This is a genomic window from Pseudonocardia sp. (assembly GCF_025465255.1).
GTDB lineage: Bacteria > Actinomycetota > Actinomycetes > Mycobacteriales > Pseudonocardiaceae > Pseudonocardia.
In genome coordinates this window covers 1-12263 of sequence record NZ_JAODNI010000193.1, presented here as the reverse complement: position 1 = coordinate 12263, position 12263 = coordinate 1, and the positions used below count along the sequence as shown (strand labels likewise).

The 12263-nt window shown below is 75.4% G+C and carries 13 protein-coding genes; 8 read left to right on the top strand and 5 right to left on the bottom strand.

What is annotated here, in order from left to right:
- Positions 1-15: 15 nt before the first annotated feature.
- Entirely contained in the window at positions 16-693 is a 678-nt protein-coding gene (locus JWP64_RS23180; RefSeq protein WP_297500841.1) for a DUF1990 domain-containing protein, read from the top strand.
- Positions 694-876: 183 nt separating this feature from the next.
- Positions 877-1218 (top strand): STAS domain-containing protein, encoded by a 342-nt coding sequence (locus JWP64_RS23175; RefSeq protein WP_297500838.1) that lies wholly within the window; start codon positions 877-879, stop codon positions 1216-1218.
- 198 nt (positions 1219-1416) lie between these two features.
- On the opposite strand, the gene JWP64_RS23170 is transcribed toward JWP64_RS23175, so the two are convergent.
- The 3 genes from JWP64_RS23170 to JWP64_RS23160 are packed head-to-tail and all read right to left on the bottom strand — an operon-like array spanning position 1417 to position 3288.
- Positions 1417-2433 carry an iron-containing redox enzyme family protein gene (locus tag JWP64_RS23170; RefSeq protein WP_297500835.1) on the bottom strand — a complete coding sequence of 339 codons (1017 nt, stop codon included), beginning with the start codon at positions 2431-2433 and terminating at the stop codon, positions 1417-1419.
- A complete protein-coding gene (locus tag JWP64_RS23165) occupies positions 2433-2642 on the bottom strand; it encodes a CDGSH iron-sulfur domain-containing protein (protein ID WP_297500833.1) in 210 nt (69 codons plus the stop codon). The genes JWP64_RS23170 and JWP64_RS23165 overlap by 1 nt, the downstream gene beginning before the upstream one ends.
- Positions 2632-3288 carry a HemK2/MTQ2 family protein methyltransferase gene (locus tag JWP64_RS23160; protein WP_297500830.1) on the bottom strand — a complete coding sequence of 219 codons (657 nt, stop codon included), beginning with the start codon at positions 3286-3288 and terminating at the stop codon, positions 2632-2634. The genes JWP64_RS23165 and JWP64_RS23160 overlap by 11 nt, the downstream gene beginning before the upstream one ends.
- 195 nt (positions 3289-3483) lie before the next feature.
- Here JWP64_RS23160 and JWP64_RS23155 point away from each other — a divergent pair, with 195 nt between their 5' ends.
- The 5 genes from JWP64_RS23155 to JWP64_RS23135 all read left to right on the top strand — a co-directional run bounded on the left by JWP64_RS23155 (position 3484) and on the right by JWP64_RS23135 (position 9321).
- Positions 3484-4452: a ferritin-like domain-containing protein gene (locus JWP64_RS23155; protein WP_297500827.1), complete on the top strand. Its 969-nt coding sequence runs from the start codon at positions 3484-3486 to the stop codon at positions 4450-4452.
- A gap of 156 nt (positions 4453-4608) precedes the next feature.
- Positions 4609-5547 carry an ANTAR domain-containing protein gene (locus JWP64_RS23150; RefSeq protein WP_297500823.1) on the top strand — a complete coding sequence of 313 codons (939 nt, stop codon included), beginning with the start codon at positions 4609-4611 and terminating at the stop codon, positions 5545-5547.
- Positions 5548-5619: 72 nt separating this feature from the next.
- On the top strand, positions 5620-6642 hold the full coding sequence (locus JWP64_RS23145) for a chemotaxis protein CheB (RefSeq protein WP_297500820.1): 1023 nt from the start codon (positions 5620-5622) through the stop codon (positions 6640-6642).
- Positions 6639-7421, top strand: coding sequence for an STAS domain-containing protein (locus JWP64_RS23140; protein ID WP_297500817.1), 783 nt, complete (start codon positions 6639-6641; stop codon positions 7419-7421). Before JWP64_RS23145 ends, JWP64_RS23140 begins: the two co-directional genes overlap by 4 nt.
- Positions 7422-7458: 37 nt before the next feature.
- Complete coding sequence (locus tag JWP64_RS23135) at positions 7459-9321, top strand: CheR family methyltransferase (protein WP_297500814.1); 1863 nt, start codon at positions 7459-7461, stop codon at positions 9319-9321.
- On the opposite strand, the gene JWP64_RS23130 is transcribed toward JWP64_RS23135, so the two are convergent.
- The gene (locus JWP64_RS23130) at positions 9311-9838 is read right to left on the bottom strand and encodes a hypothetical protein (RefSeq protein ID WP_297500811.1); all 528 of its coding nucleotides are present in this window, start codon (positions 9836-9838) and stop codon (positions 9311-9313) included. The two genes, JWP64_RS23135 and JWP64_RS23130, sit on opposite strands and share 11 nt — an antisense overlap.
- Positions 9839-9905: 67 nt before the next feature.
- A complete protein-coding gene (locus JWP64_RS23125) occupies positions 9906-11000 on the bottom strand; it encodes a Vms1/Ankzf1 family peptidyl-tRNA hydrolase (protein ID WP_297500808.1) in 1095 nt (364 codons plus the stop codon).
- A gap of 182 nt (positions 11001-11182) precedes the next feature.
- Between JWP64_RS23125 and JWP64_RS23120 the strand changes: the two genes are divergently transcribed.
- Complete coding sequence (locus JWP64_RS23120; protein ID WP_297500805.1) at positions 11183-12175, top strand: glycosyltransferase family 9 protein; 993 nt, start codon at positions 11183-11185, stop codon at positions 12173-12175.
- Positions 12176-12263: the final 88 nt, after the last annotated feature.

Genomic DNA, 12263 nt, shown 5'->3' with positions numbered 1-12263 from the left:
TGGGCACCCGGCACCGTGCTGCCCTCCGCGACGAACTGGCTGTTCCGCTACCCGGCGGGCACGGCGCTGGCCGCCTGGCGCTACCTGTGGCGGCCGCTGCCGCTGCACTTCGTGGACGCGGACGTCACGGACGTCGAGATGCCGCCGGTCCCGCTCACGGGGCCGGACATCCAGCGCGCCGAGGAGGGCACCGGCCCGCTGTTCCACCGCCGGTACCGGATCCGGTTGCGCCACAGCCCCTTCGGGCCCGCCCGCCTCATGCGGGCGGTCGTCGACGACCTGCACTCGCTCTCCCCGCGGGAGGTCGCCGCGTTCCACCGGCAGAGCGGGCGGCCCGGCGAGCCGGAGGTGGGCGACGACTACGTCGTGCGGTTGCCCGGGCCGTGGGACGGACCGGTCCGGGTGGCCGCCCGGACCCCGACGTGTCTCCTGCTCGCGACCCGCCGCGGGCACCCCGAGGCCGGCCTCATCCGGTTCCGGGCGGGCCGGCTCGGGGACGACCTGGGGTTCGAGATCGAGTCCTGGGCGCGGAGCAGCGGGCGGCGGGCGGACCTCCTCTACGACCGGCTGGGGCTGGCCCGGGTGATGCAGACCCACGTCTGGGCGACGTTCTGCGAGCGGGTGGCGGAGCTGGCCGAGGGCCGGCCGGTCGGCGGGGTGCTGGTGTACACCGGCCGCTCGACCAGCGGCTGACGCCCCGACGCCCGGCTCGGCGGTCGACTCGGCGCGCGGACCGCGTGCCGGCCCGCTACGGTCGTCGAGGTCATCGTCCGAGTCGAGAACCCTGCTCCGATGTCCACCTCCCCCGGTACCCTCGTTCCCACGTTTCCCACCGCTGCCCACCGACCGACCGCGTCGAGGACGGAGATCCCACCCGTGTGTCCCAGCACCCGCGACACCCCGACCCGGGTGCTCGCGGTGTCCGGCGAGATCGACGAGGCGGAGGCGACCGCGTTCCAGGACGCCGCGATCGAGCTGCTGCACGAGCACCGGTCCGTGGTGTTGGACCTGAGCGGGGTCACGTTCCTCGCGTCCCGCGGCATCGCTGCCCTGGTGCGGGTGCAGCGCGCGGCGGACGACGCGGACGCGGCCCTGACCGTCGTGACCGGGCCGGGCAATCGGGCCGTGTTGCGGCCTCTCCAGATCACGGCTGTGGACAGCCTCTTCCGTCTGGTCCCCGACCTGGACGGCTCGGACCCCGCCGACCAGGTCCCGTAGAGCCGGTCAGGTCCGGTAGAGCGGCCGGGCCGCGGCGATCCTGCTCCAGGGCGTCGGCGAACCAGCCCCGCACTTCGCGCAGGGTGTCGCCCCTCGACAGCCGTGCCCACCGGCTCGTGGCGGGCCCGCGGCACGAACCGGTCCGGCCGGAAGTCCGCGCCGAAGCGCCGGTTCAGGTGCGCGAGGTCCGGAGGTCGCTCACGCAAGGTCCGGCAGCGGCCGGCGCAGGCTGCTCCGGCCGGCGCTCCAGTGGCCCAACAGATGCTCGCGGAGCCGGTCGCCGAGCATCAGGCTCGCCCGGATCCCGAACACGACGTCCGCGGCGAGGTCCGGCTCGGCGGCCAGCATCGGGTCCAGCACCCCGCGCCGGATGATCTGCTCGTGCACCGCGTCCGCCTCGACGTGCTCGTCGTAGAACCGGATGGCGGCGGGTCCGCAGCCGAGCCGGCGCATGGCCCTGACCAGCCGTTCCGACCCCGGCGACGACGTCAGCTCCACCATCGCGAACTGGCCCACCAACGCGCCGCGCAGGCTGCGGTGCAGCCCGCAGAGCGACATCAGATTGACCTCGGCGAGCGTCGCGCCGGGCACGTGCTCGACGTAGCCGCCGTAGGTGTCGGGCAGGCCGAGCTCGCGCATCATGTCCGCGAAGAGCCGGGCGTGCATCCGGTCGGGATCGCCCGACCCGTACTCGTCGTGCTCCACGGTGACCAGGGCGGCCTTCGCCGGCCCGGCCAGCCGCGGGATCACCCAGGCCTGCGGGTCGGCCTCCTTGAGGTGGTAGATCGAGCGGTGCGCGACGTACTCGCGCAGCTGCCACAGCTCGCCGTCACGCCGCAGGTGGTGGGACACGCCGCCGACGTCCGGTCCCACCGGCTCGACGAGCAGGGCGCCGACCTCCGCGGCCACGTCGTCCCCGGGCTCGACGTCCCGGCGGAGCGCGGCGAGGAACACCCGCTCCAGATCGCGGCGCAGGCGGAGCAGGTCCGGGTCCCACTCGAGCTCGGGGTCGACCCCGACGAAGCCGCGGTAGTGCAGCTCGTAGCAGCAGTGCAGGGCGAGCTGCAGGTCGTCCCCATAGGGATCGGCCCCGTCCACGGCCGGGAGGCCCACCGGCCCGCCCCGCAACGCGGTCACCACCGCGGCCGACAGCGGGCCCCGCGGCTCGGGGACCGCCGCCGACTCGACGGGCCGGACGGGTGCGGTGCCCAGCATCAGGACCCCTCTCCCTGGCCGGTGCGGACCTTGCGGCGGTGGCTGGTGTCGCAGAACGGGTAGCGGTGGCTGCGCCGGCAGACGCACAGCGCGGTGACGGGCCGGTCCGAGGTGACGCGCTCACCGCCGGGCAGGACGAGCTCGACCGGCCCGGACACCAGGACCGGGCCCTCGTCGGTCAGCACCACCTGGCGCCGCTCAGCGGGCACGGCGGGCCCCGACCACGACGAGCTCCTCGACGTCGTCCCCCGGCTCGATCAGCCCCCGGGCCTCCAGCATCGCGGCGCGGGCCCGCATGACCGGGCCGAACGGGATCCGCGCCCGCTCGACGACCTCGGCGACGAGCCCGCGCCGGGCGAGCCGCTCGACCGTCGCGTCCGCCCCGCACACGGCGGAGTGGACGAGGAGCAGCCGGCCGTCGTCGGTCAGCCGGGACTCGGCGCCGTCGCAGATGCGGTCGAGCAGGGCCCGGCCGTCGAGACCGGCGTCCCAGCAGCGGGCGACGCCGAACCGGGGCAGTGTCGTGGTCTCGGCGGGGACGTACGGCGGGTTGGCCACGATCAGACCGAACCGCCGGTCCTGGACCGGCCCGTACAGGTCGCCGCGGCGCACGTCCACCCGGGCTCCGTGCAGCCGCGCGTTGAGCCAGGTGGCCGCGACGGAGCGCCGGGACAGGTCCACGGCCGTGACGGAGGCGGCGCCCGCGCGGGCCGCGGCCAGGGCGAGCGCCCCGGAGCCGGTCCCGACGTCCAGGACGTGCCGGCCGGCCGCATAACCGGCACGGGACAGGACCCCCGCCATCACGGCGGTGTCGCTCTGGGCCCGGTACACCCCGGGCGGGGAGATCAGGAACATGACCGCGTCCTTCGTCTCGACGGCGAGCGGGCAGCTCGCTGCCCCCGTACGGTCGCTACCTCGCGGCGTCCGGCGTCAAACCTCGGTTCCTACCGTGGTTGCGGTCACAAGGCCGTGTGCGCCTCCCCCGGTGGCGGGAAGCCCCTACGGAGAACGCACCAGGCACGCACCACCCACCGGAAGGTCGACATGCCCATGGCGAACACCGCCGCCGTCATCGCCCAGCTCCGCACCCTCGAGCAGCTCACCCGCACCGAGATCCGGATCGCCCGGATCCGCGTCGCGCAGGCCCGCACGGACGCCGTACGCCGCGAGCTCGAGGAGAACGGGGACAACGCCGAGCGCCGTGCCGAGCGCCTCGCCGCGGCGCTGCGCGATCTCGACGCCGTGCCGGACGTCGTCGCGCCGGTCGTCGGCCGGGCCACCGCCCTGGTCAAGAGCACCGTCGAGCAGGCCCAGCCGCTCGACGAGGCGCTGCTGGGCGACCTCGCCCTCGAGCACCGGCTCCTCGACCGCGCCCGCCACCTGCTCGCGCTCACCGACCGCGGGGGGCCGGCGTCCGTGCACCGCCTCGCCGAGCAGCTCGTCACCGCGCACACCGCGACCGTCGACTGGCTGACCACCGTCCTCGCCGAGGAGGCCCTCGGCGGCCCCGCAGCCCTGCGGGCGACACCGCTGCAGGCCGTCACCGCAGGCGTGACGCGCGCCGTCCAGCTGCCCACCCGGCTCACCGTGGGCGGCGTGAACCGCGCCGCACAGGAGGTCTCCCGCGCCCGGGACGACGCCCGCCGGCGCGTCGAGGAGGTCGCCGGACAGGTCGGCCGGCTCGCCGCCGACACCCGGGACGTCGTCACCACCGGCATCGACGCCGCCCTGGAGCGGGCCGAGGGGGTAGCCCGCCGCGACGCCGGCCGGGACGCCGCCCGCGCCGTGCACACCGCCCGCCGGGACCTCGGCGCGCTGTCCGCGGACGAGCTCCCGGTGCGCCGCTACGACGAGCTGTCGGTGCAGGACGCCGTCGCCGCGGTGAAGAAGCTGGACTCCCCGGACGACCTGCAGGCCGTCCTCCGCTACGAGGAGCAGCACAAGAACCGCTCCGGCGTCGTGTCTGCCGCCCAGACCCGGATCGCCGCGCTCGCGAAGGACGCCGTCGGCGTCGCCTGAGCCGGATCCGTGCGCGCGGCCGCACCGGTGGCCGCGCGAACGGGCCCACTTCGCCCTCGACCCTGCCCCGCAGGCAGGTTCGGCGTTACGGTGCGTACGACGTTGAACCTCCAGCGCCACGACCTGGACCCCTGCCCCGGTAGGTGAGGACGAGCGATGGCCACTTCCCGGCGACCCGTCGCCCCCTGTCGTCCCGGCGTGGGGTTGCGCCGCCCGTGCCCGGGGGTGGCCGTCGTCATGCCCTGCGGGGAGATCGACCTGGCGACGGCTCCACGCTTCCTGAAGACCCTCGTCGACGCCGCCGACTCGGCCGAGCGGGTGGTGGTCGACCTCGGTGGCGTCACCTTCTTCTCCTCCGCCGGCGTGTGGGCGTTGATGCGGCTCCGCGACCGGGCGCGGGCGGGCGCGTGCGACGTCGACCTGGTCGGGCTCGGGGACGGTGTGGTCGGGCGGGTCCTCGCCCTCGCCCGGGTGCAGGAGCTGTTCACCGTCCACGAGACCGTCGAGGACGCGCTCGCCGCCGGCCCCGCGGACGTGCCGGACGAGCCGCTGACCGGGCTGGTCGGGCTCGCCCGGGACCTGCTCGACGCCTCGACCGTCGACGACGTGCTCGCGCGCATCGTCGCGGCCGCCCCGAGCGTCGTGCCGGGCGCCGACCACGTCAGCATGAGCGTCCACGCGGACGGCGAGAGCTGGCGGACGCCCGACCCGGCCGATCGGCGGGCCCGCTCCGTCCTGTCGCTGGAGCTGCTCCGGCGCTCGCGGATCGGCGCGTTCGGCATCCTGGACATACACCGGATCCGGCCGGGGGACCTCGAGCCGGTCGACCTGGACCGGGCCGTCGTCCTGGCCGCCCACACCTCGATCGCCCTGGCGGCGGTCCTCGCCCGGAACGCCGCGGAGCGGGAGAAGGCCCAGCTGCGCCGGGCGATCCGCAGTCGGGACGTGATCGGGCAGGCCAAGGGGCTCCTCATGGAGCGCCGCGGCGTCGGCGAGGACGAGGCCTTCGCGATCCTCCGCGAGGCGTCGCAGTCGCTCAACATCAAGCTCGCCGTGATCGCGGAGAGCCTGGCGAACGGCGAGGCGCACATCTGAGGGTCGCGGGTGTACGAATAGCCCACGCGGGAACCCGTCGGAATCCGGACACGGCGCGGGGAGGCGGTGAGCGTGGCACGACGCGATCTGATCGTGGTGGGGGCGTCCGCCGGAGGGGTGGAGGCGCTCCGCGCGATGGTCGCGGGCCTGCCCGCGGACCTGCCGGCCGCCGTCCTGGTGGTGCTGCACCTCAAGGCGGGGGGCACCAGCGCCCTCGGCACGATCCTCGACCGCTCCGGTCCGCTCCCCGCCGCGGCCGCACAGCCCCGCGCGGAACTGGCCCCGGGCACCATCATCGTCGCCCGCCCGGACCATCATCTCCTGGTCGGGAACGGCACCACGGTCCTGTCCCACGGGCCGACCGAGAGCGGGCACCGTCCCGCGATCGACGCCCTCTTCCGGTCCGCCGCCCGCGCCCACGGGCACCGGACCATCGGGGTCCAGCTCTCCGGGGTCCTCGACGACGGCGCCGCCGGGATGGTGGCGATCGCCGCCGCGGGCGGCACCGTCGTCGTGCAGGACCCGACGGACGCCCTGTACCCCGCGATGCCGGAGGCGGTCCTGCGGTTCCTGCAGCCGGACCACCTGGTGCCCGCGAACGAGCTCGGGCCGCTGCTGGGCACGCTGGCCAAGGAGGACGTCGCGGCCGGCCCGAGTCAGGTGTCGGAGCTGGACGAGGCGGAGGCGGACATCGCGATGAACGGGGACAGCGGCACCGGTCACGATCTCGCGGCGCTGGGTGAGGTGGCCGGGTTCGGCTGCCCGGACTGCGACGGGGCCCTGGTCGCGTTGCGGGACACCGAACGGTTCCGCTGCCGCGTCGGCCACGCGTGGACCGCCGAGGCCCTGCTCGACGCCCAGCACGACAAGCTGGAACGGGCACTGTGGACCGCCTACCGGCTGCTGGAGGAGAAGTCGAGCTTCGCGCGTCGCATGCAGCAGTCGGCGGCGGAGAGCCGCATCCCCGCCATGGAGCGCCGGCACGCCGGCACGGCGCGAGAGGCCGCGGAGTCCGCCGAGGTGCTGCGCGAGCTGCTGCTCTCGGGGCTCCCGCCGCACCGCGTCGTCATGCCGGACCGGGACGAGGCCTCATGAGCCTGCTGAGCGTGACGCACGAGGCGGCGGGGCGGACGGCCGTCGTCCGGCCGGAGGGCCTGCTCGACGTGCGCGCCTATCCGGAGCTGCGCGACACCCTGCTCAAACACGCCGCCGAGATCCCGGACGCGCTCGTGGTCGACCTCTCCGGGCTCACGGCGGACCGGGTCACGACGCTCTCGGTGTTCCCGACGGTGTGGCTGCGGATCTCGTCCTGGCCGGACATCCCGATGGCCCTCGCCGCAGCCGGCGCCGAGCTCTCCGCGCTCCTGCACCGCAGCGCGGTCCCCCGGTTCGTCCCGGTTCTCCGCACTGTCCACGAGGCGCTCGCCGTCGTCGGCTCCCGCGTGCTCCGGCGCCGTGCCGAGACGACGCTGCCCGCCGAGCCCGCCAGCCCCGCGGCCGCCCGGGTCTGGACCCGGGAACGACTGGCGCACTGGCACTTCCCGGTGTGCGACGAGGCCCTGGTCGTCGTCTCCGAGCTGGTCACCAACACGGTCGTGCACGCGGCCAGCGTGGACTTCACCGTCCGGCTCGAGCTCCGGCCGACCGGGCTGTCCATCGCCGTGTACGACGACGACCCGACCCCCCCGGTGCTCGTCGAGCACGCGAAGGAGGTGGGCGGGGTCGGGCTGGTCGACGGCCTGTCCCGGGCATGGGGACACGGCCCGAGGTTGCACGGGGGCAAGGTCGTCTGGGCGGTCGTCCCGCTCCCGGGCGGCCCGGAGGGCCCGCTCGACCTCCCGGCGATCCTCCCCGGGACACCGGGCCCACCGTGACGCCGCCGCGGGCGACGCGCCTCGGTAGCGTTGGCGTGTGAGCCAGCACCAGGTCGACGAGCCGGGCCCCGGGCCGGCCGAGCCGGACGACGGCTTCGAGGCCCTGCTCGAACACCTGCGCGAGTCCCGCGGCTCGGACTTCACCGGCTACAAGCGCGCCAGCCTGCGCCGCCGGGTACGCCGGCGGATGGAGCAGGTCGGCGTCCGGGACTTCGGCGAGTACCTGGACCGCCTGCAGGTGGATCCGGACGAGTTCACCGCGCTGTTCACCACCATCCTGATCAACGTGACGGCCTTCTTCCGGGACCCCGACACCTGGGACCACCTCCGGGCGGACGTGCTGCCGGCGCTCCTGCAGGGCAGGCCCTACGGGGCGCCGATCCGGGTCTGGTGCGCCGGCTGCGCGTCCGGTGAGGAGGCCTACACCGTCGCGATCGTGCTCGCCGAGCTCCTCGGCGCGGACGAGTTCCGCGAGCGGGTGAAGATCTACGCCACCGACGTCGACGAGGACGCCCTGGCCCACGCCCGGGCCGGCCTGTACAGCGAGCGTGACGTCGAGGGCGTCCCGGAGGACCTGCGACGCCGGTACTTCGAACCGGCGGCCGGCAGCTTCGCCTTCCGCAAGGACCTGCGCCGCTCGGTCATCTTCGGCCGCAACGACCTCGTCCGGGACGCTCCGATCTCCCGCATCGACCTGCTGACCTGCCGCAACACCCTGATGTACTTCACTCCCGAGACCCAGGCCGGCACGCTGAGCCGGTTCCGGTTCGCCCTGGCCCCGGACGGCGTCCTCGTCCTCGGCAAGGCCGAGATGCTGCTCAGCCACGCCCGCTCGTTCGAGCCGATCGACCTGAGGCGGCGGATCTTCCGGAAGACCGGCGCGGCGGTCGCCGGGGCCACGTCGTTCTCGCCGGAGTTCGTGCTGGACAGCCGGGGCGGGGCCGGCAACATCGACCGGCTGCGGGACCACGCCTTCAGCGCGGGCCCGGTGCCCCACATCGTCCTGACCGGGGACGACGTCGTGGCCCTGGCCAACCGGCAGGCGGAGGAGCTCCTCGGGGTCGGGGCCCGGGACGTCGGGCGGCCGCTGCGGGACCTGGAACTCTCCTACCGGCCGGTCGAGCTGCGCTCCGTCGTGGAGAAGGTCCGGATCGAACGGCGGGCCCAGCGGCTGACCGACGTCCGGCTGGAACGCGCCGACGGGGACGTCCGTTGGTTCGAGGTGCACGTCAGCCCGCTGGCGACCGCCGAGGGCAAACTCCTCGGCGTCTCGGTCGTCTTCCACGACGTCACCGCCGCGCACCGACTCTTCGTCGACCTGGAACGGGCCAACCTGCAGCTCGAGTCGGCGTACGAGGAGCTCCAGTCCACCAGCGAGGAGCTGGAGACGACCAACGAGGAGCTCCAGTCCACCGTGGAGGAGCTGGAGACCACCAACGAGGAGCTCCAGTCCACGAACGAGGAGCTGGAGACGATGAACGAGGAGCTGCGGTCGACCAACGACGAGCTCCAGCGCATCAACGACGACGTCCGGGAACACAGCGGTGAGCTGGACGGCGTCAACGACTTCCTGGAGTCCATCCTCACCTCGCTGCGTTCCGCCGTCGTCGTCGTCGACGCGCAGATGCACGTCACCGTCTGGAACTCCGGGGCGGAGGAGCTCTGGGGACTGCGCCGGGAGGAGGTGCGCGGCGAGCACCTGCTCAACCTGGACATCGGGCTCCCGCTCGAGAAGCTGAGACCGGTGGTGCGGGACGCCCTCGGCGACGCCGGCACGGGCGCGGAGATCACGCTCCAGGCGGTCAACCGGCGGGGCCGAACGGTCGAGGTCACCGTCACCGTCACCCCGCTCGTGGGTCCCGAGCGCCAGCTCGCCGGCGCGGTGCTGGTCATGGACTGATCCGCCGCAGCCTTGACCGGGCCGCCGAACGCCTTCCGCGCCCGTCGTGGTCCAGTTGGTCGTAGACCACCGCGGTGACGACGCCGTAGGCGAGGTGCGGCAGGAGGTCGGAGAGCCACGACTCCGCCGACCACTCGCGCGGGTCGCTGATCCCCAGCGCCCACATCGGCAGCACGCCGCCCAGGTTCGCCGCGAGCGCCGCCACGACCATCGCCCGCACGGGCCGGCGCGGGCCCAGGAGCGGCCGGACCGCCCCGAGCACCGCTCCCGCCCCGACCCCGGTCGCGATCCCCATCAACGCCCCCAGCGCAGTCCGCCGGTTGGCGGCCTCGTCGCTGTCCGGGCCCTTCGCCGACAGCGCGGTCGGGTGACCCCGCTCGACGAGCCGGCGGACGCTCTCCTCGGGGGTGGTGCTCGCGGGCCGGGCCCGCACCAGCATGTCCAGGTAGGTCGCCGCGTTCAGGGCCGTCGTGCCGGCGGCGCCGGCCGCCGCCCCGCGCAGAAGCTGACGTCGCATGTCGGTGCCGGTACCCACCGCGGCGCCGGCCAATCGCCCGTTCGCCGGCCGGCCGCATCCGCCGGAGTCAGAGGGCGTGCCGCAGGACCACGCCGACGCCGTCCCCGACCGGTGGATTCTCCCCCCGGAGCGCCTCGTCGAGGACGACGAGCTCGGCGCCGGAGCAGGCGGCCGCCCGGACCAGGGCCGATCCGGCGTCCACCTCGACGGGCTCGAGGCCGAGGCCGGTCAGCTCGTCCCGGGTGATCGCGACCTCGGTGGGCCCGGCCGCCCAGAGCCGCGCGCCGCGGAGGACCTCGGGATCGACGACGACCGTGTCGCAGGCCTGTTCGCGGAAGGCGGCGGCCGCGGTGCGCAGGCCCGCGGCGGCCAGGCCGTCCGGCTTCGCCTCGAGCTCGCGGTACCGCTCCAGCGCGGCCTGCCGGTCCCGGTGGCGCAAGTCCTCCACGGCGCGGTCGACGACGTCGTGCAGCTCGTCGACGCTGCTGCCGGCCGAGTGCTCCACCTCCACCGCGATCCCTGCCGAGCGCTCCGACAGGGCGTCGACGAGCCGGGACCGGGAGCGGGTCTCCCCGGCGATCACCAGCAGGCGCGCGCCGGTGCGGTGGACGTGCTCGTCGACCCGCTCCGCGACCTGGGCGGTGTTGCGCCGCCAGGACTCCTCGACGCGCTCCTGCATGTTCATGTGCGACCACCCGCCGCCACGGACCTTGTGGACCGGGCGGTCGCGCCCCTCGACCGCCTCCACGCCGTCGGTGTCCGGCGCGAGGATCTCCCCGCCCGTCTCGTCGATCCGCACCACGACGGTCGTCACCGGTTCCGGGACGTTGGCCACGATCCGGATCAGGTCCGCGATCGGCCCCCAGACGGCCTCCTGCGGGTCCGGCCGCCGGGGTGTGGAGGTGTCGAGGACGACCCCGCCGCCGGCGGCCACGAGGACCCGCCCGGAGGGTTCGGACGGCGGATCCGACTCGGTGACGGCGCGGTCGAGGGCCGCCACGGTGGCGTCGTCCGCGCCCTGACCGGTGAGGGTCTCCCGCATGCCACGCCACTGCACGCGGTCGATGTGCTCCGCGTCGTGGGTCTCGTGGGTGGCGTCGAGCAGGACCGTGCCGCAGGGCCCGCTCTGCTCGGCGACGGTGCGCAACCAGTCGAGTCGCATCGGATCTCCCTCTCCCGGGCCGCCGGACGGCCCGGCCGTCGTGCCCCGGGCGGCGCCCGGAGCGGCTCCACCGGTCGCGGTACCCGTGCCGGTCCCGGCGAAACGGCGCCAGGTGTGATCCGCGGGCACCCGGGTACCAGTCCCCTGACGGCGGACACCGGGTCCGTGCGGGAGGAGGCGGCGTGCCGGCACCGACCTTGCTGGTGCTGCGCGCCCTCGCCCTGGGCGACCTGCTCGTCGCGGTGCCCGCGCTCCGCGCGCTGCGCCGGGCCCATCCCGGGCACCGGGTCCTGCTCGCGACCGCGGGCCCGCTCGCCCCGCTCGCCCTCGCCAGCGGGGCCGTCGACGAGGTGCTGCCGGTGACGTCCCCCGCCGACCTTCCGACGTCGCCCTCCGGGCCGCCGGACGTGGCCGTCAACCTGCACGGGGCCGGCCCGCAGAGCCACCGGGCCCTCGACGCGACCCGGCCGTCGCACCGGATCGGGTTCCGCTGCGCCGGCGTCGACGGCTGGACCGGACCAACCTACGCCGAGGCGTCCGCGCGGTACCCCCACGAGCGGGCGCTGTGGTGCGCCCTGCTGGAACACCACGGGATCCCCGCGGACCCCGACGACCTGCGGCTGCCCCCGCCGGGCCTGGGCGCACCGGTGATCGTCGTGCATCCCGGCGCGGCCTTCGGCGCCAAGCGCTGGCCCGCGGGTCGGTTCGCCGCGGTGGCGCGTGCGCTGGAGCGGCGGGCCCCGGTGGTCCTCACCGGCACGGCGCCGGAGCGGGAGCTCGCGCTGGAGGTCGCCGCCGCGGCGGGACTCCCGGCGGAGCGGGTGCTGGCCGGGCGGACGTCGCTCACCGAGCTCTGCACGGTGGTCGCCGGGGCCGTCCTCGTCGTCTGCGGGGACACCGGGGTGGCGCACGTGGCGTCGGCGTACGGGACGCCGTCGGTGGTGCTGTTCGGGCCGGTGGGGCCGGGACGCTGGGGCCCGCCGCCGGGGCCGCACCGCAGCCTCACCCACGCCGAGCTGCGGCGCGGGGACCGGTTCGGGGAAGAGCCGGACCCCGCGCTGACCGCGATCGGGATCGACGAGGTGCTGGCCGCCGCGGCGCTCGTCCTCGACGGGGACGGGCCGGGGGCGGGTCAGCGGGCCGCAGCCCCGACCGGCACGGACGCGCGCACCTGACGCCAGCCCGCGCCGTCCCAGTCGACCGTGCCGGCCCCGCCGCCGCCGACGAAGCCGGCCGCGGACTCCACCGCGCCGCGCACGGCGT